The organism is Vibrio hepatarius (genome assembly GCF_011806575.1).
GTDB classification, from domain to species: domain Bacteria; phylum Pseudomonadota; class Gammaproteobacteria; order Enterobacterales; family Vibrionaceae; genus Vibrio; species Vibrio hepatarius_A.
Map to the genome: position 1 here is coordinate 184,619 of NZ_JAATOO010000007.1, position 25,557 is coordinate 210,175.

Genomic DNA, 25,557 nt, shown 5'->3' on the forward strand with positions numbered 1-25,557 from the left:
CCAATTTGGTGACTTGTAAAATTGATCAAATGATAGTGCGAAACGTCCTTACAATTTCGAACATACATATAAGCGACAAAATGCTAGGATGTGCAAAAAACACGGTTGGCTATATATATGAAACAATGGTATTTACTTTATTGTAAGCGCAGCGAGCAAAAGCGTGCCAAGATGCACTTAGAGAACCAAGGCGTCGCGTGTTATTACCCTGAAACGGCGATTGAGAAAATCGTTCGGGGTAAAAGACAGATTAAAAGCGAGCCTTTGTTTCCTTCTTACGTATTCGCTCAATTCGACCCTGAATCTGGTCCAACATTTACAACGATCCGCTCTACACGTGGTGTCATTGACTTTGTTGGTAAAGGCGCGACGCCACAAGTGTTGGACTATACATTGATCGAAACCTTGAAAGAGATTGAGCAAATGCAGTTGCATTCGCAATGTGATTCTTTGCCTGCGAAAGGTGATGTGGTGAGAGTTGCTGGTGGACAGTTCTCGGGTATTGAAGCGATTTACCAAGAAGCAGACGGGGAAACACGTTCTATTCTGTTGGTTAAAATGCTCAGTAAACCCGTTGAGGTGAGTGTCGAAAACAGACACCTAGAGATATAAAAAGAGGCACCGATGGGTGCCTCTTTTTTTGATTAGTATGCGTCGTTGTGTACGGCTTGCACGGCGCGACCTGATGGGTCAACACAGTTTTGGAATGACTCGTCCCATTCAATCGCTTTTGCAGATGAACACGCAACGGATGGACCACCCGGAACACATTCTGCTGCTGATGGAAGAGGGAATAGCTCTTCAAAGATTTCGCGGTAAACGTAACCTTCTTTTGTCGTTGGTGTGTTGTAAGGGAAGCGGTATTGGGCTGTTTCCATTTGCTGATCCGTTACTTTCGCTTCAGCGACTTCTTTCAATGTATCAATCCAGCTGTAGCCTACACCGTCAGAGAATTGTTCTTTCTGACGCCATGCAATTGAATCTGGTAGGTAGTGTTCAAAACACTCGCGTAGAATGTGTTTTTCCATCTTACCGTTGCCACACATCTTATCCGCTGGGTTTAGACGCATTGCCACATCGATAAATTCTTTGTCTAGGAAAGGTACACGACCTTCTACACCCCAAGCGGCAAGAGACTTGTTCGCTCGTGCACAGTCAAACATGTTCAATGCTAGAAGCTTACGAACGGTTTCTTCGTGGAACTCTTTCGCGTTTGGCGCTTTGTGGAAGTATAGGTAGCCACCGAAAATTTCATCAGCGCCTTCACCAGACAAGACCATCTTGATGCCCATCGCTTTGATCTTACGTCCCATTAGGTACATCGGCGTCGAGGCACGAATAGTCGTTACGTCGTAAGTCTCGATGTGGTAAATCACGTCACGAATTGCATCTAGACCTTCTTGGATGGTGTACGTCATTTCGTGGTGTACGGTACCAATCTTGTCAGCCACTTCACGAGCGGCTTTCAAATCTGGTGCGCCTTCAAGACCAACGGCGAATGAGTGGAGCTGAGGCCACCAAGCTTCTGACTTCTCATCGTCTTCAATACGCATTGCAGCAAATCGTTTTGCAACCGCTGAAGTTATAGAAGAATCAAGACCACCAGAAAGCAGTACACCGTAAGGTACGTCTGTCATTAGCTGGCGTTTAACTGCAGCTTCTAGCGCTTCAGTCAGTTCTTCTTTACTTGTTATGTTGTCTTTAACCGCGTCGTATTCGTTCCAATCGCGAGTGTAGTATCGCTGTGGTTCAGAGTCAGCTGACGAGTAGTAACAACCTGGAGGGAACTCGCTGATGGTTTTACATACCGGCGTCAGTGCTTTCATTTCTGAAGCAACGTAGTAGTTGCCGTGTTCATCGTAACCTTGGTATAGAGGAATAATACCGATGTGGTCGCGACCAACTAGGTATAGATCTTTTTCTTCGTCGTATAGGACGAAAGCGAAGATACCGTTTAACTCTTCAAGCAGCTCAATACCTTTATCTTGGTAAAGCGCGAGGATAACTTCACAGTCTGAGTCTGTTTGGAAATCGTATTTACCTTCGTAGCGAGCGCGAATCTCTTTATGGTTGTAAATCTCACCGTTCACTGCAAGGATGTGTTTTTTATCTGGGCTAATTAGAGGCTGAGCACCACTGTTTAGGCCTACAATCGCTAAACGCTCATGAGCAAGAATTGCTTTGTCAGAGGCATAGATCCCTGACCAGTCTGGGCCACGGTGGCGCAGTTTTTTGGACATTTCCAGTGCAACAGGGCGAAGCGCCTGAGCATCACTTTTGATATCTAAAATGCCGAAGATAGAACACATACAACTTCCCTTTAAAATTTATTTAACTCGTTGACTCCAATTTGCCATCTTGATTAAAAAAAGCAACCAACATTGAGTAAAAAAATAATAGAACAACCATTGAAGTGAATTTTTTCTAATTTTATTTATGTTTTGTTGTATGAAATCTATATTTTGTTGGTTTTTTGCTCAAAAAATAAGACTGCCGTAGTGGCAGCCTTATAAAAAGTTAGCGAGTAGGAGGGCTAAATGACGGTTGGAGTTGCTTGCAAACATGGCGAGCAAAACCGCTACCAGCCTCGCTGTAAATGTTAAACGCAGCATCAACGCCTTTTTCCGTTAAGCTATCTAGCTGGTCTTGATATTCGGCGATTGCCGCTATTTGTCCTTTGAAATTACGACGTTGTAGCTGGTCTAATGCAATTTGGTTACCTTGGTGATGCGGCATGGCAAGCAGTACCAGCTTCACATTGGCCGTGTCGAGAATTCGTTCCCAGAAATCCGAGTCGGTTGCGTCGCCTGCGATAACGTTACGGCCTTCTTCTCGATGTTGCTTCGCTGCGTCTTCACGCACTTCAATCCCTAAACTAATGCTGCCATAACGGTTTTTGAGTTCGTCATACGCGCCAGTGCCGATGCGTCCCATTCCGAGGATAAGGATTTGTGCATGCCCTGGGTTGATCAATTTATCTCTGGTGTTGAGTTGTTCCGCTGCGTGCTCACGTAACCAGTGGCTAGAATGTTGATAGATTCGGTGTCCATAGCGGTTGATAGGCGCTGCCAAAACAAACGAAATGGATACTGCGATGGCAATCGCAACCAGAATATCACCGCTCATCCATCCCATCTTAAATGCCAAGCCGCCGACGATCAGGCCAAACTCGCTGTAGTTAAACAAGCTCAATGAGGCGAGTAGCGAAGTGCGCACGCGGAACTTAAATGCATTGATCACCAAGAAGTACAGAATGCCTTTCAGTGGTAGTAGTAATAGGAACAAGATCGCAAGCGCAAAACCAGACCATGTTGGTTGCTCGGATAAGCCGATGTTTAAGAAGAAACAAACAAGGAACAGCTCTTTGAGGTTAAACAGTGACTTGGATAGCTCAGAGGCTTTCTTGTGGCCTGCGAGTAGCATACCTAAGATAAGCGCGCCGAGATCGGGCTTCATACCAACTAACTCAAATAGGCCAGCACCGACGACAAGCGCGAAGAAAATACCAAACAACACCAGCATCTCACCGTGGCCTACCCAATCTAGGATTTTGTAGAACACAGGTCTGAGTAACGGCAGCGCGAACAAGCCGATTGCGTACCATTCAGGCAGTTTGCCGGTAGAGGCTGTTAGGAAGATCACGGCAAAGATATCCTGCATAACCAGAATACCGATCGCGAGCGTGCCGTACGTTGCGTTCATTTCACCTTTTTCTTGCAGCGACTTAACGGCAAACACTGTACTAGAGAACGACAGAGCGAAGCCAAGCAGCAAAAGTTGGTCAATCGACATTGCAGCGAGTGAGCTGATGCCTAAGAACTTAAAGCACAGCAGCGCAGCAGTGAATATCGCCGTTGAACAAAGGTTATGAATGGTAGAACCCGCCCAAATTTCTTTGGAGAGTAGGGTTTTAATTTCAAGTTTTAGACCGATGGTGAACAGTAGTAGCGTCACCCCCAAGTCTGCGAGAGTGACGATCGTTGCATCACTTTCAAAACCAAATGCGTTGAGTCCGAATCCGGCAAGCAGAAAGCCAACGAGAGGAGGAAGGTTGAGCTTGAGCGCAATAAAACCAGCTAAAAAAGCAGCAGATATGAGTATCAGTTCCATAGTTATTCTTATGATTTTGTCCCAAAGAAAAAGGCTGCGTCTTTCGACGCAGCCCGTATTCTAACTCAACTGATTGCGTAGGCGATCAATCTTCAAGTAATTTTTGTAACAAAACGCCGTTCAGCATCGCTCGCTTAATCATCGCAAACGCACCCAGTGTCGGTTGTTTGTCGATTTCTGAGGTGACGATAGGCAAATCACTATGGAAAGTAGTGAGAGATTGGTTTTCTACGTTACGACGAATTGCAGGGAAAACAATATCTTCACATTGAGTAATGTCACCCGCGATAACGATTTTTTGTGGGTTAAACAAGTTGATCGTAATCGCAATCGCTTTACCAAGTTGGTTACCGACGCGGACTAAACTTTGTTTTGCCAACTCGTCACCAAGATTGGCGTGTTCACACACGTCGCCGATCGAAATAGAGTCCAGTGTGGTTAAGCTTGATTCATAACCTTGAGAGATTAGCTTGTTCACGCGCTCAACAATCGCAGGGTTAGCTGCAACGGTTTCAAGACAGCCGAAGTTACCACAGGTACATTGCTCACCGAGTGGGTCGATCTGAATATGTCCGATTTCACCAACGTTACGGTTATGACCTAAGAACACCTGACCATTAACGATAATACCAGCACCGGTACCACGGTGTACGCTGACTAAGATTGAATCTTGGCAGTCTCGGCTTGCACCAAAGTAATGTTCTGCTAACGCCATGCCACGAACGTCGTTACCAACGAAACATTGCACGTGGAAAGTGTTGTTGATCAATTCAGAAAGACTCAGCTTATCAATTGAGATGTTCGGCATGTACTCCACCACGCCGTCTTCTGGATTAACCAGGCCGGGTAGAGAGATACCAATAGCGATAAGTTGATTGATGACATTCTGATTGGAAGAGATGAACTGCTTAAGATGGGCGATCAGACCGTCAACCAACTCTTCTTGAGTGGTGTAGAAAAACTCAGTGTAGTCAGACACGAGTTCTTTTCCACCAAGGTTGTAAAGACTGAATTGCATGTAGTCTCGACCGATACGCACTGCGACTGAGTGGAAAGGCTCGACTTCTGTCGTAAGAGAAATTGCTCTACGACCGCCTGTTGAGGCTTGCTGCGCGACCTCTTTGATTAGGCCGCGCTCAAGTAGTTGGCGGGTTATTTTTGTAACACTAGCAGGTGCCAGCTGGCTAACATCAGCAACTTGAATCCTTGAAATAGGACCTTGCTGGTCAATCAGTCTGTATACTGCTGCACTGTTTAGTTGTTTTACTAAATCTACGTTACCTATTTGTCCGCCATTCATTCTTATTTTTGCTCGTACTGTCCGTTAACAATAGTCGCTTGAACATTGAAGTCACGGTCGAATACCGTGAGGTTTGCAATCATGCCTTTTTTCACACGGCCTAGCTTTTCGTCTACACCGATTGCTTTCGCTGGGTAGAGAGTCGCCATTCGAAGTGCTTCGTCCAAAGCGATACCGACGTGCTCAACTGTGTTTTGAACTGCTTCAATCATAGTTAGTGCTGAGCCGCCAAGCGTGCCGTTTTCATCAACACACTTACCATCTCGGTAATATACTTTCTTACCAACAAAAATAAAGTAATCCATGTCGGCGCCTGCAGGAGCTGTGGCATCCGTCACTAATACTAATTTTTCACCTTTAATTTTGTGAGCGATACGAATGTTTGCATAGTCGACATGGAACCCGTCGGCAATGATACCCGCGTAAACATCAGGAGTATCGTAAATCGCCCCGACAACGCCTGGTTCACGGCCAACCATTGGGGTCATCGCGTTGAACAAGTGAGTCGCAAATGAGATACCCGCTTCAAAACCACGACGAGCTTCTGCGTAGGTTGCATTAGTGTGGCCAATTGATACCACGATACCGGCATCTTTCAGGCGCTCGATGTGCTCAGGTTCATTGTGCTCTGGTGCCAGTGTCACTTTGGTGATCACGTCTGCGTTTTCACACATGTAATCGATCATGCTGTCATCAGAAGGTCGGATGTAATCGACGCTGTGGATGCCTTTTTTCGCAACGTTAAGGTATGGCCCCTCAAGGTGCAGACCTAAAGACTGGTTTTGATACTGAGTGTGGTATTCGCGAGCTGCAGCGATCGCTTGCTTCATGTCTTCGTCTGAAGAGGTGATAAGAGTCGGTAAGAAGCTAGTACAACCGGATTTTAGGTTTGCTTCGTGCATGATTTGCATCGTTTTTGCTGTGATCTCATCGTTGAGCATCACGCCACCACAGCCATTTAACTGCAGGTCAATGAAACCTGGGCTTAGGTTGGCGCCATTTAGGTCGCGAGTTTCGATGTCTTTGGGAAGTTCTGAAACTGGACATACCTTGTCGATCAGTTCATTTTTGATGATCACAGCGTGGTCAACCAGAACATCGCTGCCAGTATAGATTTTACAGTTTGTAAGCGCGTACATGGTTAGTTAATCCTTATGTTGAGATTCTTAATACTTTTCAGTCGTCTAATTGAAGTATAAGCACAGATGGGCGGACTTTATTTGTGACATTCAATTAGATCGCAAATTATCTTTTAGCAAACGATAAATTCTTCCTGATCAGAATGGCATTTTACAAGAAGAACCAGTGGCTCTACGAGTGACTCATATAGTGGCCTACCAATTATTAATGCATTGTTTGATAGGGGATAACGCCAATCTAACCGTATAAAGGATACTGCGAATCTTATCTTACGATTACCATTTTTTTGTATTGTAAAATAAGTTTTATGATCTCGCTAGCAAAATCCTTTATCCCTACTCATTTCTGGTGATTATGATCACAAATGAAGAGGTTTTAATTTGCGGAGCAAAATTAATCTCATAAACTGAATAGGACTAAATTGAGCAGCTAAAAAAAGTCGCTCAACCAAAATACAAATCCTATAGGGGGAACTAAAGGTGAATATTCTTGGATATGCGCAAAAGTTAGGTAAAGCACTTATGCTTCCTATCGCAACGCTTCCAGTTGCGGCGCTCTTACTACGTTTGGGTCAAGGCGACCTACTGGACATCCCATTCATGGCGCAAGCTGGTGGTGCGATCTTCAGTCAACTTCCATTATTATTCGGTCTAGGTATCGCGATCGGTCTATCAAAAGACGGTCAAGGTGCTGCAGGCCTAGCTGGTGCAGTTGCGTACTTCGTTATCACTGCGACAGCAACAACAATCAACGCTGACATCAACATGTCATTCTTCGGTGGTATCATCGCTGGTATTATCGCTGGTCACTCATACAACGCTTTCCATGCAACACGTCTTCCTGAGTGGTTGGCATTCTTCTCTGGTAAACGTCTAGTTCCTATCATGGCGGGTCTATTCTCGTTAGTAGCTGGTGCGATTGCTGGTGTTGTCTGGCCAAGCATCCAAGGTGGTCTTGATGCTCTTGCTCACGCGGTATCAACGTCAGGCGCTGTAGGTCAGTTCGTATACGGTACTCTTAACCGTGCACTTATCCCTGTAGGTCTTCACCACGTTCTTAACTCATACTTCTGGTTCGGTATGGGCTCGTGTCAAGAAGTTCTAGTCACTGGCGCGCAAGCAGCTGGTAACGCTCTTCCTGCTCTACAACAGCTTTGTGTTGACCCTGCTCTAGCTAAGACGCTTGTTGCTGGTCAAACTCATACTTTTGAATTCGCTAACTCTGTAACTCCAGAAATCACTGCAACGGTTAAAGAAGTAACTGAAACAGTTAAATCTGGTGACCTACACCGTTACTTCGGCGGCGATAAGTCTGCTGGCGTATTCATGAACGGTTTCTTCCCTGTAATGATGTTCGGTCTACCAGGTGCGGCTCTAGCGATGTACTTCGCAGCACCAGTTGAAAAACGTCATCAAGTGGGTGGTGCACTATTCTCAGTAGCGTTCTGTTCATTCCTAACTGGTATCACAGAGCCTTTAGAATTCATGTTCGTGTTCCTAGCACCTGCACTATACGCAATGCACGCAGTATTCACTGGTCTTGCTCTAGTTGTAGCAAACATGTTCGGCACGCTACACGGCTTTGGCTTCTCTGCGGGTCTAATCGACTTCGTATTGAACTGGGGTCTAGCAACTAAACCGTTCGTACTACTACTAATCGGTCTAGGCTTCGGTGCTCTATACTTCTTCACTTTCACATTCGCTATCCGTGCATTCAACCTGAAATCACCAGGCCGTGAAGATGATGATGAAGCAGTAGCAGCGCCTGCTGGCGAAGCTAAGAAAAGCGACCTAGCGCGTCAATACCTAAAAGCTCTAGGTGGTCATGAGAACTTAACTTCAATCGACGCTTGTATCACTCGTCTACGTCTAACACTGAAAGACCGTTCTGTTGCGGACGAAGTAGTGCTTAAGAAACTAGGTGCGAAAGGTGTAGTGAAACTAGGTGAGAACAACCTACAAGTTATCCTTGGTCCTCTAGCGGAAATCGTTGCTGGCGAAATGAAAGCAATCGGTGCTAATGAAGACCTGTCGGACGTGAAACTACCATAACGTAATGTGTTAGTCTCAATATCGATGAAAGCCTCCTTCGGGAGGCTTTTTGCTTTTATGCGCAACAATTATAGAACTGGCGAAAAGCTAAGCGAGTTTGCTATCAATCGGTGGAAATCGAGCAATATTTGCGAATTAAACAAGAGTTCTTATTGTGCTAAGGCTAAGAATTGTGGATCATTAGACGTTATATACGTTGGTGGGAAATATCCCCACTGCACGAGATTTTCTCTGAACAATACTACAACAATTGAGGTGCTATAGATGAGTGAAGCTGAAGCTCGTCCATCGAATTTCATTCGCCAAATCATCGATAAAGATTTAGCGGATGGCAAACACACAAGCGTGCATACTCGTTTCCCGCCAGAACCAAACGGTTATCTGCACATCGGTCACGCTAAGTCAATTTGCTTGAACTTTGGTATTGCTCAGGACTATCAGGGTAAATGTAACCTGCGTTTTGACGACACTAACCCTGAAAAAGAAGACGTAGAATACGTTGAGTCAATTAAGAATGATGTGAGCTGGTTAGGCTTCGAGTGGGATGGTGACGTATGTTACTCATCAAACTACTTCGACAAGCTTTACGAGTTTGCAGTGGAATTAATTAACAAAGGCTTAGCGTACGTTGAAGAGCTAAGTCCTGAGCAGATCCGCGAATACCGTGGCACACTGACTGCACCTGGTAAACCAAGTCCTTACCGTGACCGTAGCGTTGAAGAAAACTTAGCGCTGTTTGAAAAAATGCGTGCCGGTGGCTTTGAGGAAGGCAAAGCGTGTCTTCGCGCGAAGATCGATATGTCTTCGTCTTTCATGGTGATGCGCGATCCTGTGATTTACCGTGTTCGTTTTGCAACTCACCATCAAACAGGTGACAAGTGGTGCATTTACCCAATGTACGACTTTACGCACTGTATTTCCGATGCTCTGGAAGGCATTACGCACTCGCTTTGTACGCTAGAGTTTCAAGACAACCGTCGTCTTTACGATTGGGTATTGGAAAACATCACGATTGATTGCCAGCCGCATCAGTATGAGTTTAGCCGCCTAAACCTTGAGTACACAGTGATGTCTAAGCGTAAGCTAAACCAGTTGGTGAGCGAAAACCTTGTAAACGGTTGGGATGACCCACGTATGCCGACTATCTCTGGTCTGCGTCGTCGTGGTTTCACGCCTGGCTCAATCCGCGAGTTCTGTAAGCGTATCGGTGTGACTAAGCAAGACAATATGATCGAGATGAGTTCACTAGAGTCTTGTATTCGTGATGATCTAAACGAAAACGCGCCACGCGCGATGGCAGTTCTGGATCCTGTGAAAGTCGTGATTGAAAACTACGACGCAGACAAAGTCGAAATGCTAACGGTAGCGAACCACCCGAATAAGCCAGAAATGGGCGAACGTGAAGTTCCGTTCACTCGCGAAGTTTGGATTGAGCGTGAAGACTTCCGCGAAGAAGCGAACAAGAAGTACAAGCGTTTGGTTCTGGGTAAAGAAGTTCGTCTACGTGGTGCTTACGTGATCAAAGCAGAGCGTATCGAGAAAGACGCAGAAGGCAATATTACCACTATCTTCTGTTCTTACGATGATGAAACGCTAGGTAAAAACCCAGCAGATGGCCGTAAAGTGAAGGGTGTTATTCACTGGGTTTCTGCGGATAAAGGTCTTCCTGCTGAAATTCGTCTGTACGATCGTTTGTTCACTGTACCAAACCCGGCGGCAGCGGATAACTTTGCTGAAACCATCAACCCAGATTCGCTACAAGTGAAGCGCGGTTATGTGGAACCAAGTCTAGCTTCTGCAGAAGCAGAGAAAGGTTATCAGTTTGAGCGTATGGGTTACTTCTGCGCTGACGCAAAAGACTCTAAAGTGGATGCTTTAGTGTTTAACCGCACGGTTGGCCTACGCGATACTTGGGCTAAAATTGAAGCGCAGTAACTTCTAGAGATATGAAAAAGCCAGTCTTCGGACTGGCTTTTTTGTGTCTGGCGATAAACGACAGATAAAATAAAAGCGCTCATTGAGCGCTCTTAAATCAAAGATTACTTCTTCGGCTTGTGTGCGTCAGGGTTCTCTTTACAACTGCCGTCGCCACACTTGCCGTATAGGTACAAGCTGTGGTTAGTCAGTGTCACGTTGTATCTCGCCGCAATTTCTTTCTGACGTTCTTCGATGAGGTCGTCAGAGAATTCAATCACTTCACCACAGTCCAGACAAACTAAGTGATCGTGGTGGTGTTGCGTCGATAGCTCAAATACAGACTTACCGCCTTCAAAATGGTGGCGAGTCACAATACCTGCATCATCAAATTGGTTTAATACGCGGTATACGGTAGCTAGACCAATCTCTTCTCCTAGATCAATCAGCTTTTTATATAGCTCTTCAGCACTAATATGTTGGCATTCTGGTTGCTGTAGTACTTCTAAAATCTTCAGTCTTGGTAGTGTAACCTTAAGACCAGCATCCTTAAGCGCTTGGTTGTTGTCTGACATATACTTTCCTGTTGATGATCTGCAGTAATTAACAGAATTCAATATTCCTATCATTATAGGGCAGTAGGAGATAACAATAAACCACGAACTTCAAAGGGTTACTAGGGATTTATTATAAACCCGTGCCAAGTCACTGATCATACAACTCTGACCAGTTACAATTAATTAACATTGTAACGAATAATCTCAGGGAATAAAAATGAAATCATGGATGGATATCGCTGATAAGCCCAATGTTGTCAGGCATGCATTGAACTTATGGCCGCCATTCTGGGGCTCGGGCATTAAGATTCTTTCGATAAGTGACGATTTTCGCCAAGTCAAAGTGAAGCTTAAATTACGCTGGTGGAACAAAAATGCCAACCGTACTCAGTATGGAGGCAGTATTTTCTCACTGACCGACCCTGTGTACGCACTGATGCTTATGGGGATTTTGGGCAAGCAGTACTATGTTTGGGATAAGCAGGCGAGCATCAACTTCATCAAGCCAGGTCAAAGTGACTTATACGCTGATTTCGTCATTTCTCAGCCGTTGCTCGACGATATCCTGCAACAAACCGCGAGTGGGGAAAAGTGCTTTCCTGAATTTATTGTTCACGTGAAGGATAAAGATGGTAACGTGGTATCTGAAGTTCAGCGCCAACTTTATGTACGTAAGAAGCCGCAATACCGTGAGTGTGTGCAAGAGCAAACCGCTTAACGTCCAGATACAAAAAAACCTCCATCGTGGAGGTTTTTTAATCAAAATGAAGATTAGCCTTCTAGTTCAGCTAAACACATTTCTTCATGAATTTGTTTACACCAGTTGTTAACACGCTCTTCGGTTAGCTCTGGCTGACGGTCTTCATCGATACATAGACCAACGAATTGGCTGTCATCGCCTTCAACAAGTGCTTTTGACGCTTCAAATTCGTAGCTTTCAGTAGAAGTGTAACCTAGGATAGTGCCGCCTTTCGCTTCAACGATGTCACGAACGGTACCCATAGCGTCACAGAAGTATTCTGCGTAATCTTCTTGGTCACCACAACCAAAGATAGCAACTAGCTTTGTAGAGAAATCAATTTGCTCTAGCTCAGGGAAAAAGTCATCCCAGTCGCACTGTGCTTCGCCGTAATACCAAGTTGGGATGCCTAGTAGCAGCAGGTCGAAGTTATCGATGTCTTCTTTGCTACTCTTAGCAATATCTTGAACGTGAACTAGTTGTTTACCTAGTTGTTTTTGAATCATCTTTGCAACAGCTTCAGTGTTACCTGTGTCGCTACCGAAGAAGATACCTACACTTGCCATAGATTCGTTACCTTTACTATTTTTTGTTGTGGCTAAACCGGAGATCAACCCAGTCCTGTGCCTTCCCAGCTGATTTGAATAATGCCTTTGGCAATGAAACCCGCACAGCCTAAGAATAGAACTAGCCATACTATGCGACGACCAAAAGGAGGAACATTGCCTGCTTTGAGGACATCTTTAATCGCCATACCAATTAAGAAAAAGATAGACGCAAAAAGTAAGTCGAGACCAATCGACTCGAGCATGTTCATATAGTCGTAGAGCATGGAATCCCTTTATGCCAAATTACTTGCGCTGCACTATACCACTGTTAATAGATAAAGTTAACGGGCAGGGTGCAACAGACCTCTCATTCTGTTTTTACGAGATAAACTTGCGAATTGCTCTTAGCACTTCCGCCGGTTTTTCCGCGTGTAACCAGTGTCCCGTATTAGCGATCACGTGCGCTTTCGCATTGGCAAATTGCTTTTGGATTTCGCTTTGGTGCTCTGCGGTTAAGTAGTCAGAATCGCCACCTTTGATAAATAGGGTAGGCGTGGTGATTTTCTCAATCGGATTCCAACCCAGAATCTCCCAATAGTTATTCCAAAGGCTTTCAACGTTAAAACGCCATTCAAGATGCTCACCGCTGTTATACAACGACTTACCCAAAAATTGTCGTACGCCTTCTAACTCAATATGTTGGGCCAAAATCTCCAGAGCTTGTTTACGTATAGTTGGCTTTTGCGCCAATACCGCTTTTAGCCCGGCAAACACGTTATCGTGACGGCTTTGGCTGTATTTGACTGGCGCCATATCCAAAACGATCAACTGAGTGATCTGTTCTTGAGCGAGCACTGCGAGTTTCATCGCGACCTTGCCACCCATAGAGTGGCCAATCACTGAGTAGTGCTCTAACCCTAGTGACTGGATTAACTGATACACGTCTTGCGCCATCAGTTCGTAATTGTGCTCGTCGCTTTGGAATGAGAGGCCGTGATTGCGCAAATCAACGCTGACGACTTGATGATCTTGGCGCAAGTCTCTTGCCAGCAAACCTAAATTATCTAAGTTTCCAAACAGTCCGTGGATCAAAATGGTGGTGTGACCCTCACCTTCAATTTTGTAGTTGAGCAGTTGTGACATTTTATTTTATTCGTTGTGGTTGAACCTAGAGTCTCACTAAAGGCTTCATTCTGCTTTAGATATAGGATCTGAAACTCGCATCTTGAGGTTACTTGGGTATATAATCCCCCAGAGTTTAAACATAGAGATTGTGAAAAGCGAATGAAAACAATAGAGGTTGATGAGGATCTATACCGTTACATCGCAAGTCAAACCCAACATATTGGTGAGAGTGCGTCAGATATTTTACGTCGTCTTTTGGAAGTTGATGGTAAAAATCGACAGCCAACACCAGTAGTACCGGTTCAACCACAAGGAATTGTGGTAAGCCGAGACGCGATCAAAGAAGAAAAAATTGATGGCGTAAAAGAGATGCGTTCTCTACTGATTTCCGATGAGTTTGCAGGACTGAAAAAAGCGATTGATCGATTCATGCTGGTGCTTTCTACATTACACCGTATCGACCCAACTGGTTTTTCTGAAGCAACTCAAGTTAAAGGCCGCAAGCGCGTTTACTTTGCTGACAATGAGCAAACTTTATTAGAGAGCGGCAATACGACTAAGCCAAAAGCGATTCCAGGCTCCCCTTTCTGGGTTATCACTAATAATAACACTAGCCGCAAGCGCCAAATGGTCGATCAATTGATGGCTCGCATGAGCTTTCCTGCTGATCTGACTGAAAAGGTTGCTAACTCAATTTAGAGAAGTCTGATTAAAACCTCATAATGCGTGGCCTGTCTTCGTTATTATGAGGTTTTTACTTCTGTTATTTTAAGAAAGGATGTCACTATGGCTATACACCCGCGCGCTGGACAGAAAGCGCAACAACAGGACTTACACAACATTCCTGCTTTAGTATCCAACTACTTTCTCCTTCAACCAGACCCAGCAAATCCGGCACACAAAGTTGAGTTTGGTACTTCAGGCCATAGAGGCACAGCCGATAAATCCACCTTTAATGAAAACCACATTCTCGCTATCGCGCAAGCTATCGCTGAAGTACGTGCTGAAAAAGGCACAACTGGACCTTTGTTTGTTGGTAAAGATACGCATGCCTTATCTGAACCTGCGTTCTCAAGTGTGGTGGAAGTCTTGGTTGCAAATGGTGTAAACGTTATTGCTCAGCAAGAAAACGGTTACACGCCAACGCCAGGTATTTCTCACGCAATTTTGACGTACAACCTAAATAACCAACAAAAAGCAGATGGCATCGTGATTACGCCGTCGCATAACCCGCCACAAGATGGTGGTATCAAATACAACCCAACCCATGGTGGTCCTGCTGAGGGTGAACTGACCCAAGCGATTCAAGACCGTGCCAATGAGCTTATCGCCGAAGGCCTACAAGGCGTGAAGCGCATGCCGCTTGCTGAAGCGAAAGCCTCGCCACTGTTTGTCGAATTGGATTTAGTGAAGCCGTACATTGATGACTTGGTGAACGTCATCGATATGGAAGCGATTCAAAAAGCTAATCTTAAGATCGGTGTTGACCCATTAGGTGGTAGCGGTATCGATTACTGGCGCCAAATCGCGAAAGCGTACAATCTGAATCTAACGCTGGTAAGTGAAGCCATTGACCCTTCATTCCAGTTTATGTCTTTAGATAAAGACGGTGTAGTGCGTATGGACTGTTCATCACCTTACGCGATGGCTGGTTTGTTAGCGCTGAAAGACGACTATGATCTCGCGTTTGGTAATGACCCAGATTACGACCGCCACGGCATTGTGACACCAAAAGGTCTGATGAACCCTAACCACTACCTAGCGGTATGTATCGATTACCTTTACCGCCACCGTCAAGCTTGGGGCAAAGATGTTGCCGTAGGTAAAACACTGGTATCAAGTGCGTTGATTGACCGAGTAGTGGCAGACCTAGGCCGTGAACTGTGTGAAGTTCCGGTTGGCTTTAAATGGTTTGTTGATGGTCTATACGAAGGCAAATTCGGCTTTGGTGGTGAAGAAAGTGCGGGTGCTTCTTTCTTACGTAAAGACGGTACACCTTGGTCGACGGATAAAGACGGCATTATTCTGTGTTTGCTAGCGGCAGAAATCACAGCAGTAACGGGCAAGAACCCACAAGAATACTATGAAGAGTTAGCCGCTAAACACGGTGAGTCTCAGTACAACCGTATTCAAGCGGTTGCCAACGGACCTCAGAAAGATGTGTTGAAGAAACTGTCTGCGGAAATGGTGACTGCAGATACGTTGGCTGGTGATGCCATTACAGCACGTTTGACTCATGCTCCGGGTAACGGCGCGGCAATCGGTGGATTGAAAGTCACGACTGAAAACGGTTGGTTTGCAGCTCGTCCTTCTGGTACAGAAGACATCTACAAGATTTACTGTGAAAGCTTCAAAGGCGAAGAACACCTAAAACAAATCGAAGCGGAAGCGCAGGAGATTGTGAATCAGGTGTTCGCAAACGCAGGCTTATAAAAGACACTGAGTTGAGTCTAAAATAGAACAAAGGGTTGGTGTTGATACCAACCCTTTTTTGTTGCTCTTTAGCTACTACGATGGTGTATTGGGCCAAGTGTCGGGTACGACAAACCAAAATTGGCCTTGGCGCGTTTGAGCATGAACAAATCGCCCTTGTGGTTTTTCTAACGGCTGGTTGAATTTGGTGATGCCCGTCGCCCAACAAGCTTTATCCAACTCGAAGAGTTCTTCACCAATTTGCTCCCACTGACTTTGATAACACCAATATCCTGTAATTTGGCTGGCGTTGAGTGTTAAGCCTAAGCATTCGGTTGGTATCGGTTCTTGAGTAAATGGGTTGATGTATAAGCGCCCTTGTAACAACAGATGTTCGGATAAATTGTCCAGATGCGGATATTGATGCTTAAACGGTTCTGAGGCGCTCATCTTTAGTTGGTGATTGAGCATTCTCGCCAGTTTTTTATCTAGTTGATCATGGGCGTTGGGGCCAAACCATGTGCCTTGATGTAGCAGGTAGAACTTGATCGCGACTTCCCAATGTTCAAGTTGAGCGGATTGGTGGTTTTTGAGGATAAGGTCGATCGCGCCGAGAGTTTGTCCGTTATTGTGATTGATTTGCACTTCATCAAGCTCGATGGAATAGCGCCCACTTTGCTTGAGTAATTCAGTGCACAAATGCTGGTAAAGAAAACCTAGTCTGGGGTTGCCTGTGTATTCACTGTTTTCTAAAGGCTGCACGTCAATGTCTTCGAGTGAGACGAACGGTGGAGTGAGCTCAAAAAGTGATGGCGTATTGGCAATCCATGTATAAAAGCGTTGCAGCTGGTTCATCTTATATCCTGATTTTTGGCTTATTGCTGTAAACGTCTTGTTCTATTGTAACCATTTCTGATTGCGTCTAGCATCACCCATATCGTTCGAATACACTGGGTGAATGGCGAAGTAAGCGGAAGTCAGAATGAATAATTTACAACTGGAAAAAGTACTAAACGAGCTATTGTCTCCTCAATTGATCAAAGATTATGCACCGAATGGGCTGCAGGTTGAAGGCAAAGCGGAGATCAAACGAGTCGTAACAGGTGTCACAGCTTCACAAGCATTGATCGACAAAGCGGTAGAACTAAACGCCGACGCATTATTGGTTCACCATGGTTACTTTTGGAAAGGTGAACCAGAGCCGATCCGAGGAATGAAAGGTAAGCGAATCTGTACCTTGATCAAAAATGACATCAATCTATATGGATACCATTTGCCTCTCGACATTCATCCCGAGTTAGGTAATAACGCCGAACTGGCTCGTCTGCTAGAAATAGAAGTGGAAGGTGGTTTAGAAGGGCACCCTCAGTCTGTTGCGATGTATGGTCGTTTAAAGCAGTCGCTCAGTGGTAAAGAGTTTGCCGATAGAATCAACCAAGTACTTAACCGATCTCCATTACATATTGCACCTGAAGATGGCGATAAAATCATTGAAACCGTGGGGTGGTGTACAGGTGGCGGACAGGACTTTATAGAGTTGGCGGTTTCCAATGGCTTAGATGCGTTTATTTCCGGGGAAATCTCGGAGCGTACTACCTATACCGCGCGGGAAATGGGTATCCATTACTTCTCTGCTGGTCATCATGCGACGGAACGTTATGGCGTAAAAGCGTTAGGCGATTGGCTTGCGCGCGAACATGGATTAGATGTGGCGTTTATCGATATCGATAATCCGGTTTAATCTAAGCAGAAAAGAAAAGGTTGGCGCTTGGCCAACCTTTTTTATTGCTTCTATATCACTAATGAAAGTGATTACTCGCGTTCGTGCATAGGTTTGAAGTCACGTTGCTCTTCACCAGTGTAAAGCTGGCGAGGACGGCCGATACGGTTTAGTGGGTCACTGTGCATTTCGTTCCAGTGAGCAATCCAACCGATAGTACGTGAAATCGCGAAGATAACCGTAAACATAGAGACAGGAATACCAATTGCTTTAAGGATGATGCCTGAGTAGAAGTCTACGTTCGGGTAAAGTTTCTTCGATACAAAGTATTCATCAGAAAGCGCGATACGTTCAAGTTCCATTGCTACGTCTAGTAGTGGATCTTTAATGTTTAACTCTTTCAGTACTTCGTGACATGTTTCGCGCATTACTGTCGCACGTGGGTCGTAGTTTTTGTAAACACGGTGACCAAAGCCCATTAGGCGGAATGGGTCATCTTTGTCCTTCGCGCGTTCAACGTACTCAGGAATGTTTTCAACACTACCGATCTCTTCAAGCATCTTCAGACATGCTTCGTTAGCACCACCGTGAGCAGGACCCCATAGGGATGCAATACCCGCGGCAATACATGCGAATGGGTTCGCGCCAGAAGAACCAGCTAGTCGAACGGTCGATGTTGACGCGTTTTGCTCATGGTCTGCGTGGAGAGTAAAGATCTTATCCATCGCGCGAGCTACAACAGGGTTAACTTCGTACTCTTCACATGGGTTCGCGAACATCATGTGTAGGTAGTTTTCTGCGTAGCTTAGGTCGTTACGTGGGTAGATAAACGGTTGACCAACTGAGTACTTGTAACACATAGCAGCCAGAGTAGGCATTTTAGACAGTAGTCGGTATGCCGCGATCTCACGGTGTTCATCATTATTAATGTCGAGTGAATCGTGGTAGAACGCAGCAAGTGCACCAACCACACCACACATAACCGCCATTGGGTGAGCATCACGACGGAAGCCATGGAAAAAGCTTGCGATTTGCTCATGTACCATCGTATGACGAGTTACAGTGGTTTTGAATTGTTCGTATTGTTCACGTGTTGGGGCTTCACCATAAAGAAGGATATAACATACTTCTAAGTAATCAGCGTTGTTAGCTAACTGATCAATCGGGTAACCGCGGTGTAGAAGAATACCTTTTCCACCGTCGATGTACGTGATTTGAGATTCACAGGATGCAGTGGCAAGAAAACCAGGGTCAAAAGTGAAAAATCCATTTGCTCCCAGTGTACGAACGTCAATTACAGGGGTACCTAAAGCACCTTCCATAATTGGCAGCTCGATCGGCGCTTGACCTTCAACATGAAGGGTAGCTTTCTTATCTGCCATAACAATCTCCTTTGTTTATTATTTAATCCGTCCAGGATGTTTGTGTGACATTTTTGTACGTGCATTCGTTATCAAAGTCAATTTATCTCCTCTGATGTGTGCACTTGTTATGATTTTTTGAACACGTAACGCTAAAAACCTGTCCTGTGTAGCAAAAATTGTTACATCAATTGTATTAGAATGTTGCCAGCCGTATAGTGGCGCAGTAAATTTTGGTGGAAACCTAATAAATTCAAGGCTTGAAACAAAAGTGAGGTGAAGTTTTAATCCTTGTTGTTAACAAAAATTTTACAAAATACTCAGCAGTTTGATGGGGGTGGTTGTTAAATAAATGTTAACTTTTGTAGGTTTGCAACCAAAATTCGTTCATAACTATAAATGCTCAATGGAGCTGAGTGAGCAAGCCCGTGAAAGAAAGAAAGTCAAGACCTGTTAATTTAGATTTACAGACCATTCGCTTTCCGATCACTGCAATCGCATCTATCTTACACCGAGTCTCCGGTGTAATTACGTTTGTCGCGGTCGGGATCCTGCTTTGGTTACTATCCATATCCTTAAATTCCCCAGTAGGCTACGCAGAAGCAGTCGACATCGTTGATGGCTTTTTTGTGAAGTTTATCTTGTGGGGCATTCTAACGGCGTTGGCCTACCATATTGCTGGCGGTATCCGTCACCTACTTATGGACCTAGGTCATTTTGAAGAGCTGGAATCTGGTGCGATGAGCGCTAAGGTTGCATTCGCAGCGACAGCCGTTCTGTCACTATTTGCAGGGGTATTGGTATGGTAAAACACATTTCCTCATTTGGTCGTAATGGTGTACACGATTACCTACTGATTCGTGCTACCGCGATCATCATGACGCTTTATACTATTTATCTGGTGAGCTTCTGCGCTTTCACAGATATTTCTTACGTATCTTGGACCCAATTCTTTGGTGGCACATTCACTAAAGTGTTTACGATGCTTGCATTGGTTTCTGTTCTTATCCACGCCTGGATTGGCTTGTGGCAAGTGCTAACAGACTACATTAAGTGCGCTAAGCTTCGTGGTGGCCTACAGCTAGGTGTTATTGCTGTTCTATTCGGTTACTTCTTCTCTGGTCTATTTATTTTGTGGGGTGCGTAAGTGTCTATTCCAGTTCGCGAATTTGACGCCGTAGTAATCGGCGCTGGTGGTGCAGGCATGCGTGCTGCGCTACAAATCTCAGAGCAAGGTCTAAGCTGTGCTCTACTATCAAAAGTTTTCCCAACTCGTTCTCATACCGTATCTGCGCAGGGTGGTATCACTGTAGCGCTCGGTAATGCGCATGAGGATCATTGGGAACAACACATGTACGATACTGTTAAAGGTTCTGACTACATCGGTGACCAAGATGCAATCGAATACATGTGTAAGAATGGTCCAGAATCGGTTATCGAATTAGAGAAAATGGGTCTTCCTTTTTCTCGTTTTGACAATGGTACAATTTACCAACGCCCATTTGGTGGACAGTCGAAGAACTTTGGCGGTGAGCAAGCGGCACGTACAGCTGCTGCAGCTGACCGTACTGGCCATGCATTATTGCATACGCTTTACCAACAAAATATTAAGCATAAAACAACCGTCTTCTCTGAGTGGTATGCGCTCGATCTGGTTAAAAATGAAGACGGTGTTGTTTTAGGTTGTACTGCTCTTTGCATGGAAACGGGTGAGGTTTGTTACTTTAAGTCTAAAGCGACAATCCTAGCGACAGGCGGTGCAGGTCGTATCTACGCGTCGACAACTAACGCACACATCAACACGGGTGATGGTGTTGGTATGGCACTACGTGCTGGCGTACCAATGCAAGACATGGAAATGTGGCAGTTCCACCCGACAGGTATCGCTGGTGCTGGTGTTCTGGTTACTGAAGGCTGTCGTGGTGAAGGTGGTTACCTACTTAATAAAGATGGCGAACGCTTCATGGAACGTTACGCACCAAACGCGAAAGACCTTGCTGGTCGTGACGTGGTTGCGCGTTCAATGATGATTGAGATCCGTGAAGGGCGTGGTTGTGATGGTCCTTGGGGTCCACACATTAAACTCAAACTGGATCACCTAGGTAAAGACACGCTTGAATCTCGTCTGCCGGGTGTATGTGAACTTTCTCGTACATTTGCACACGTGGATCCAGTTAAAGAACCGATTCCGGTCATTCCAACCTGTCACTACATGATGGGTGGTATTCCAACTCAGGTTTCAGGTCAGGCAATCAAACAAGATCAAAATGGTGCAGACGTTGAAATCCAAGGTCTATTCGCTTGTGGTGAAATCGCATCTGTATCTGTGCACGGTGCTAACCGTCTAGGTGGCAACTCACTACTAGACTTAGTGGTATTTGGTCGTGCAACAGGTCTGCATCTTGGTGAAACTTTACTTAAGCAAGCTGACGCTAAACCTGCTACTGAAGCTGATATTGAACGTTCTCTTGAGCGTTACAACCGTTGGGAAAATAGCACTGACGGTGAAGATCCAGCTCAGATTCGTAAAGACCTACAGCAATGCATGCAAAACAACTTCTCGGTATTCCGCGAAGGGGATGCAATGGCGAAAGGTTTAGAAGAGTTGAAAGTTATTCGTGAGCGTTTGAAAAACGCACACCTAGCGGACAAGTCGACAGAGTTCAACACGCAGCGTATTGAGTGTTTAGAGCTAGAAAACTTGATGGAAACAGCGTTTGCAACAGCTGTCGCGGCTAACTACCGTACAGAAAGTCGTGGTGCACATGCTCGTTTTGACTTCCCAGATCGTAACGATGAGCAGTGGCTATGTCACTCTATCTACAATCCTGAGACAGAGTCGATGACCAAGCGTGATGTAAACATGGAACCTGTTCATCGTGAAGCATTTCCACCAAAAGCACGTACGTACTAAGGAAAGGAGGGTAAGAATATGAAACTGAATTTCTCTTTGTACCGTTACAATCCGGATGTCGACCAAAAGCCTTACATGAAAGAGTACACACTTGAAGTGGAAGAAGGCTCTGACATGATGCTATTGGATGCTCTAATCCTACTGAAAGAGCAAGATCCAAGCATTTCTTTCCGTCGCTCGTGTCGTGAAGGTGTCTGTGGTTCGGATGGTCTGAACATGAATGGCAAGAACGGTCTTGCATGTATCACACCGCTATCTGCACTGCAGGGTGATAAAATTGTAATCCGTCCACTTCCTGGGCTTCCAGTTGTTCGCGATCTTATCGTTGACATGACGCAGTTCTACGATAACTATGCGAAAGTGAAGCCGTTCTTGATTGATGATGGTGCATTGCCACCGTCTCGCGAGAACTTGCAAACTCCAGATGAGCGTGCGCATCTAGATGGATTGTATGAATGTATTATGTGTGCATGTTGTACAACATCTTGTCCATCGTTCTGGTGGAACCCAGATAAATTTATCGGCCCAGCTGGTCTTCTAGCCGCTTACCGTTGGTTAATTGATAGCCGTGATACAGCAACAGACGAACGCTTATCAAATCTTGATGATGCATTTAGCGTTTTCCGTTGCCATGGCATCATGAATTGTGTAAGTGTTTGTCCTAAAGGGCTAAACCCAACGAAAGCCATTGGTCATATTAAGACCATGCTTGTGAATCGTTCGGTTTAAATTTAATAACAAAATTGCCGGTCACGATGGTGTGACCGGCTTTTAATAGCTCGGCAAAGACCGAAGCAAACGTGAAAACTACTGGTTAAGGGAAAATATGCACAACGGCGTGATGAAGGCATGGCTCGAGTCTTCACACTTGGCTGGCGCCAATGCAACGTATGTAGAGGACCTCTACGAACTGTATCTAAGTGATCCCGATCTGGTAAGTGAGGAGTGGAAACGCGTTTTTGATGGCCTACCTAAGCCTTCAGGAGAGGTGGCAGAACAACCACATTCGCGTATCCGTGACTACTTCCGACGACTCGCTCAAGAAACAAAGCATTACAGTGTCCAAGTTAGTGATCCAGATGTCGACGCTAAACAAGTTAAAGTACTTCAATTAATCAATGCTTACCGTTTCAGAGGTCACGAAGCGGCACAGCTTGACCCTCTAGGTTTATGGCAACGCCCACCTGTGGCTGAGCTAGAACCTGCATTTCACAATCTCACCCAAGACGACTTTGAAGAGTCTTTCAACGTAGGTTCTTTTGCTATCGGCCAAGAAACGATGCAGCTAAAAGACATCTACTCGTCTCTGAAAAAGACCTACTGTGGCTCAATCGGTGCAGAATACATGCACATGACAGACACTGAGCAAAAACGTTGGATTCAACAACGTCTTGAATCAGTCGTCGGCCAGCCATCTTTTACTGAAGAAGAAAAACACACATTCCTAGACGAGCTGACTGCAGCTGAAGGTCTAGAGCGTTACTTGGGTGCTAAATTCCCAGGTGCGAAGCGTTTCTCTTTGGAAGGTGGTGATGCATTGATCCCAATGACGAAAGAATTGATTCGTCATGCGGGTACAAGTGGAATGCGTGAAGTGGTTATCGGTATGGCCCACCGTGGTCGTCTGAATATGCTGGTCAACGTTCTAGGTAAGAAACCACAAGATCTGTTTGATGAGTTTGCGGGTAAGCACGACGAAACATGGGGTACGGGCGATGTTAAGTACCACCAAGGTTTCTCAGCAGACTTTGCGACTCCAGGTGGTGACGTTCACTTAGCTCTAGCATTTAACCCATCTCACCTAGAGATCGTAAACCCAGTAGTTATCGGGTCGGTACGTGCTCGTCAGGATCGCTTAGGCGACAAAGACGGCAGCACAGTACTGCCAATCACTATTCACGGTGACTCAGCTATCGCGGGTCAGGGTGTGGTAGCAGAGACATTCAACATGTCTCAAGCGCGTGGTTTCCAAGTCGGCGGTACGGTGCGTATCGTAGTGAACAACCAAGTTGGTTTCACAACGTCTAACCCACGTGATACACGCTCAACCATGTACTGTACTGATATCGCGAAGATGGTACAGGCGCCGATTTTCCACGTTAACGCGGATGACCCAGAAGCCGTCGCATTTGTTACACGTATCGCTCTGGATTACCGCAACGAATTTAAACGCGATGTTGTTATCGATTTGGTTTGTTACCGTCGCCATGGTCACAACGAAGCGGACGAGCCAAACGCGACTCAGCCGCTGATGTACCAAAAAATTAAGAAACACCCGACGCCACGTAAGCTATACGCAGACGTACTGATCGAGCGCGGTGTGCTTGGTATCGACACAGCAACGCAACTGGTAAACGAATATCGTGATGCTCTTGACCACGGTGAAGTTGTGGTGAAAGAGTGGCGTCCAATGGCTCTGCATTCTGTTGACTGGTCACCTTATTTAGGACACGACTGGGATACCGAATGGGCGAACCAGTTTGATAAAGAACGCTTAATCGAATTAGGTAAGCGTATCTGTCAGTACCCAGAAAGCCACAAGCTACAAAGCCGTGTAAACAAGCTTTACAACGATCGTATTGCGATGGTGAGCGGCGAGAAAGCAATCGACTGGGGTATGGCAGAAACTCTAGCGTACGCAACACTGGTCGATGATGGTAAGCGTATCCGTATCTCGGGCCAGGATTCTGGTCGTGGTACCTTCTTCCACCGTCACTCAGTACTGCATAACCAGAACGATGCGAGTGTTTACATCCCGCTAGCGAACATTCACGACAAGCAAGGTCCTTTCCAAGTATTTGACTCTGTATTGTCTGAAGAAGCGGTGCTGGCGTTTGAATATGGTTACGCGACTGCCGAACCAGGCGGTCTAACTATCTGGGAAGCTCAGTTTGGTGATTTCGCCAACGGTGCGCAGGTAGTAATCGACCAATTTATTTCATCTGGTGAGCAGAAATGGGCTCGCTTGTGTGGTCTAACGATGCTTCTACCTCACGGTTACGAAGGTCAGGGCCCAGAGCACTCATCTGCACGTCTTGAGCGTTACCTACAGCTATGTGCTGAACAAAACATGCAAGTGGTTGTGCCATCAACACCTGCGCAGGTTTACCACATGATTCGCCGTCAGGTTGTACGCCCAATGCGTCGTCCACTGATTGTTATGTCTCCGAAGTCACTATTGCGTCACCCGCTATGTATTTCTTCTATGGAAGATCTTGCAGAAGGCACTTTCCAACCAGCAATCCCTGAGATTGATAATCTGGACCCTGCGAAAGTGAAACGTGTAGTGTTCTGTTCAGGTAAGGTTTACTTCGACCTTCTTGAGCAGCGTCGTAACAATGAACAAGACGACGTAGCGATTGTTCGTATCGAACAGCTTTACCCATTCCCAATGGAAGACGTAAAAGCAGCCATCGCACCATACACCAATGTAGAAGATTTTGTTTGGTGTCAGGAAGAGCCTCAAAACCAGGGTGCTTGGTACTGTAGCCAACATAACTTCCGTGCTGCTATCCCAGCAGGCGCTGATCTCAAATACGCTGGCCGTCCAGCATCAGCATCTCCTGCAGTAGGTTACATGTCAGTACACTTGAAACAACAGAAAGCGTTAGTTGAAGACGCACTAAACGTGAATACAAAAACTTCGGATTAAGAACTAGAAGTTAA

General features: G+C 45.5%; 22 protein-coding genes. 12 read left to right on the forward strand and 10 right to left on the reverse strand.

The genetic code is table 11. The annotated features are described in order from the left end of the window. The first annotated feature begins 117 nt into the window (after nucleotides 1-117). Nucleotides 118-612, forward strand: coding sequence for a transcription/translation regulatory transformer protein RfaH (gene rfaH, locus HCZ42_RS07695; RefSeq protein WP_167420135.1), 495 nt, complete (start codon nucleotides 118-120; stop codon nucleotides 610-612). Between the two features lie 32 nt (nucleotides 613-644). On the opposite strand, the gene asnB is transcribed toward rfaH, so the two are convergent. The 4 genes from asnB to nagA form a co-directional block, all read right to left on the reverse strand. Further along, nucleotides 645-2,309, reverse strand: a complete 1,665-nt coding sequence (gene asnB, locus HCZ42_RS07700; RefSeq protein ID WP_167420136.1) for an asparagine synthase B — start codon at nucleotides 2,307-2,309, stop codon at nucleotides 645-647. Nucleotides 2,310-2,517: 208 nt separating this feature from the next. Continuing rightward, nucleotides 2,518-4,110: a cation:proton antiporter family protein gene (locus HCZ42_RS07705; protein WP_167420137.1), complete on the reverse strand. Its 1,593-nt coding sequence runs from the start codon at nucleotides 4,108-4,110 to the stop codon at nucleotides 2,518-2,520. 85 nt (nucleotides 4,111-4,195) lie between these two features. Next, entirely contained in the window at nucleotides 4,196-5,410 is a 1,215-nt protein-coding gene (nagC, locus tag HCZ42_RS07710; RefSeq protein WP_167420138.1) for a DNA-binding transcriptional regulator NagC, read from the reverse strand. A gap of 2 nt (nucleotides 5,411-5,412) precedes the next feature. Continuing rightward, nucleotides 5,413-6,549, reverse strand: a complete 1,137-nt coding sequence (nagA, locus tag HCZ42_RS07715; protein ID WP_167420139.1) for an N-acetylglucosamine-6-phosphate deacetylase — start codon at nucleotides 6,547-6,549, stop codon at nucleotides 5,413-5,415. Between the two features lie 480 nt (nucleotides 6,550-7,029). Here nagA and nagE point away from each other — a divergent pair, with 480 nt between their 5' ends. Continuing rightward, on the forward strand, nucleotides 7,030-8,601 hold the full coding sequence (nagE, locus tag HCZ42_RS07720; protein ID WP_167420140.1) for an N-acetylglucosamine-specific PTS transporter subunit IIBC: 1,572 nt from the start codon (nucleotides 7,030-7,032) through the stop codon (nucleotides 8,599-8,601). A 264-nt stretch (nucleotides 8,602-8,865) separates the two neighbouring features. Beyond that, nucleotides 8,866-10,536 carry a glutamine--tRNA ligase gene (glnS, locus tag HCZ42_RS07725; protein ID WP_167420141.1) on the forward strand — a complete coding sequence of 557 codons (1,671 nt, stop codon included), beginning with the start codon at nucleotides 8,866-8,868 and terminating at the stop codon, nucleotides 10,534-10,536. Between the two features lie 104 nt (nucleotides 10,537-10,640). Here the strand turns inward: glnS and fcrX are convergent, their stop codons facing one another. Further along, nucleotides 10,641-11,090, reverse strand: coding sequence for a ferric iron uptake transcriptional regulator FcrX (fcrX, locus tag HCZ42_RS07730; protein ID WP_053409562.1), 450 nt, complete (start codon nucleotides 11,088-11,090; stop codon nucleotides 10,641-10,643). A 199-nt stretch (nucleotides 11,091-11,289) separates the two neighbouring features. Here fcrX and HCZ42_RS07735 point away from each other — a divergent pair, with 199 nt between their 5' ends. Continuing rightward, the gene (locus tag HCZ42_RS07735; RefSeq protein WP_167420142.1) at nucleotides 11,290-11,790 is read left to right on the forward strand and encodes a DUF4442 domain-containing protein; all 501 of its coding nucleotides are present in this window, start codon (nucleotides 11,290-11,292) and stop codon (nucleotides 11,788-11,790) included. 53 nt (nucleotides 11,791-11,843) lie between these two features. Here HCZ42_RS07735 and fldA read toward each other — a convergent pair whose 3' ends face one another. From fldA to HCZ42_RS07750, 3 genes are all read right to left on the reverse strand, one after another. Beyond that, entirely contained in the window at nucleotides 11,844-12,377 is a 534-nt protein-coding gene (fldA, locus tag HCZ42_RS07740; RefSeq protein ID WP_053409560.1) for a flavodoxin FldA, read from the reverse strand. A gap of 44 nt (nucleotides 12,378-12,421) precedes the next feature. Further along, nucleotides 12,422-12,643, reverse strand: a complete 222-nt coding sequence (locus HCZ42_RS07745) for a DUF2788 domain-containing protein (RefSeq protein ID WP_053409559.1) — start codon at nucleotides 12,641-12,643, stop codon at nucleotides 12,422-12,424. A gap of 94 nt (nucleotides 12,644-12,737) precedes the next feature. Continuing rightward, complete coding sequence (locus HCZ42_RS07750; RefSeq protein WP_167420143.1) at nucleotides 12,738-13,502, reverse strand: alpha/beta fold hydrolase; 765 nt, start codon at nucleotides 13,500-13,502, stop codon at nucleotides 12,738-12,740. Nucleotides 13,503-13,643: 141 nt separating this feature from the next. Here HCZ42_RS07750 and seqA point away from each other — a divergent pair, with 141 nt between their 5' ends. Next, a complete protein-coding gene (seqA, locus tag HCZ42_RS07755) occupies nucleotides 13,644-14,183 on the forward strand; it encodes a replication initiation negative regulator SeqA (protein ID WP_167420144.1) in 540 nt (179 codons plus the stop codon). Between the two features lie 87 nt (nucleotides 14,184-14,270). Further along, entirely contained in the window at nucleotides 14,271-15,917 is a 1,647-nt protein-coding gene (pgm, locus tag HCZ42_RS07760) for a phosphoglucomutase (alpha-D-glucose-1,6-bisphosphate-dependent) (protein ID WP_167420145.1), read from the forward strand. A 75-nt stretch (nucleotides 15,918-15,992) separates the two neighbouring features. Here pgm and HCZ42_RS07765 read toward each other — a convergent pair whose 3' ends face one another. Continuing rightward, complete coding sequence (locus HCZ42_RS07765; RefSeq protein ID WP_167420146.1) at nucleotides 15,993-16,751, reverse strand: DUF1853 family protein; 759 nt, start codon at nucleotides 16,749-16,751, stop codon at nucleotides 15,993-15,995. A gap of 127 nt (nucleotides 16,752-16,878) precedes the next feature. Here HCZ42_RS07765 and HCZ42_RS07770 point away from each other — a divergent pair, with 127 nt between their 5' ends. After that, nucleotides 16,879-17,637, forward strand: coding sequence for a Nif3-like dinuclear metal center hexameric protein (locus HCZ42_RS07770; RefSeq protein WP_167420147.1), 759 nt, complete (start codon nucleotides 16,879-16,881; stop codon nucleotides 17,635-17,637). Nucleotides 17,638-17,708: 71 nt separating this feature from the next. Here the strand turns inward: HCZ42_RS07770 and HCZ42_RS07775 are convergent, their stop codons facing one another. Further along, nucleotides 17,709-18,998, reverse strand: a complete 1,290-nt coding sequence (locus HCZ42_RS07775; protein ID WP_053409553.1) for a citrate synthase — start codon at nucleotides 18,996-18,998, stop codon at nucleotides 17,709-17,711. 395 nt (nucleotides 18,999-19,393) lie between these two features. On the opposite strand from HCZ42_RS07775, the gene sdhC reads away from it, so the two are divergent. From sdhC to sucA, 5 genes are all read left to right on the forward strand, one after another. Beyond that, nucleotides 19,394-19,786: a succinate dehydrogenase cytochrome b556 subunit gene (gene sdhC, locus HCZ42_RS07780; RefSeq protein WP_167420148.1), complete on the forward strand. Its 393-nt coding sequence runs from the start codon at nucleotides 19,394-19,396 to the stop codon at nucleotides 19,784-19,786. Continuing rightward, a complete protein-coding gene (gene sdhD, locus HCZ42_RS07785) occupies nucleotides 19,780-20,124 on the forward strand; it encodes a succinate dehydrogenase, hydrophobic membrane anchor protein (protein ID WP_167420149.1) in 345 nt (114 codons plus the stop codon). Before sdhC ends, sdhD begins: the two co-directional genes overlap by 7 nt. Continuing rightward, the gene (sdhA, locus tag HCZ42_RS07790; protein ID WP_167420150.1) at nucleotides 20,125-21,891 is read left to right on the forward strand and encodes a succinate dehydrogenase flavoprotein subunit; all 1,767 of its coding nucleotides are present in this window, start codon (nucleotides 20,125-20,127) and stop codon (nucleotides 21,889-21,891) included. Nucleotides 21,892-21,909: 18 nt separating this feature from the next. Next, nucleotides 21,910-22,620, forward strand: coding sequence for a succinate dehydrogenase iron-sulfur subunit (locus HCZ42_RS07795; RefSeq protein WP_167420151.1), 711 nt, complete (start codon nucleotides 21,910-21,912; stop codon nucleotides 22,618-22,620). Nucleotides 22,621-22,717: 97 nt separating this feature from the next. Then, nucleotides 22,718-25,543: a 2-oxoglutarate dehydrogenase E1 component gene (gene sucA / locus HCZ42_RS07800; protein WP_167420152.1), complete on the forward strand. Its 2,826-nt coding sequence runs from the start codon at nucleotides 22,718-22,720 to the stop codon at nucleotides 25,541-25,543. Nucleotides 25,544-25,557: the final 14 nt, after the last annotated feature.

Coding starts and splice junctions, on each gene's coding strand:
- rfaH (WP_167420135.1), top strand. CDS start 118: ATGAAACAATGGTATTTACTTTATTGTAAGCGCAGCGAGCAAAAGCGT.
- asnB (WP_167420136.1), bottom strand. CDS start 2,309: ATGTGTTCTATCTTCGGCATTTTAGATATCAAAAGTGATGCTCAGGCG.
- HCZ42_RS07705 (WP_167420137.1), bottom strand. CDS start 4,110: ATGGAACTGATACTCATATCTGCTGCTTTTTTAGCTGGTTTTATTGCG.
- nagC (WP_167420138.1), bottom strand. CDS start 5,410: ATGAATGGCGGACAAATAGGTAACGTAGATTTAGTAAAACAACTAAAC.
- nagA (WP_167420139.1), bottom strand. CDS start 6,549: ATGTACGCGCTTACAAACTGTAAAATCTATACTGGCAGCGATGTTCTG.
- glnS (WP_167420141.1), top strand. CDS start 8,866: ATGAGTGAAGCTGAAGCTCGTCCATCGAATTTCATTCGCCAAATCATC.
- fcrX (WP_053409562.1), bottom strand. CDS start 11,090: ATGTCAGACAACAACCAAGCGCTTAAGGATGCTGGTCTTAAGGTTACA.
- HCZ42_RS07735 (WP_167420142.1), top strand. CDS start 11,290: ATGAAATCATGGATGGATATCGCTGATAAGCCCAATGTTGTCAGGCAT.
- fldA (WP_053409560.1), bottom strand. CDS start 12,377: ATGGCAAGTGTAGGTATCTTCTTCGGTAGCGACACAGGTAACACTGAA.
- HCZ42_RS07745 (WP_053409559.1), bottom strand. CDS start 12,643: ATGCTCTACGACTATATGAACATGCTCGAGTCGATTGGTCTCGACTTA.
- HCZ42_RS07750 (WP_167420143.1), bottom strand. CDS start 13,502: ATGTCACAACTGCTCAACTACAAAATTGAAGGTGAGGGTCACACCACC.
- seqA (WP_167420144.1), top strand. CDS start 13,644: ATGAAAACAATAGAGGTTGATGAGGATCTATACCGTTACATCGCAAGT.
- pgm (WP_167420145.1), top strand. CDS start 14,271: ATGGCTATACACCCGCGCGCTGGACAGAAAGCGCAACAACAGGACTTA.
- HCZ42_RS07765 (WP_167420146.1), bottom strand. CDS start 16,751: ATGAACCAGCTGCAACGCTTTTATACATGGATTGCCAATACGCCATCA.
- HCZ42_RS07770 (WP_167420147.1), top strand. CDS start 16,879: ATGAATAATTTACAACTGGAAAAAGTACTAAACGAGCTATTGTCTCCT.
- HCZ42_RS07775 (WP_053409553.1), bottom strand. CDS start 18,998: ATGGCAGATAAGAAAGCTACCCTTCATGTTGAAGGTCAAGCGCCGATC.
- sdhD (WP_167420149.1), top strand. CDS start 19,780: ATGGTAAAACACATTTCCTCATTTGGTCGTAATGGTGTACACGATTAC.
- HCZ42_RS07795 (WP_167420151.1), top strand. CDS start 21,910: ATGAAACTGAATTTCTCTTTGTACCGTTACAATCCGGATGTCGACCAA.
- sucA (WP_167420152.1), top strand. CDS start 22,718: ATGCACAACGGCGTGATGAAGGCATGGCTCGAGTCTTCACACTTGGCT.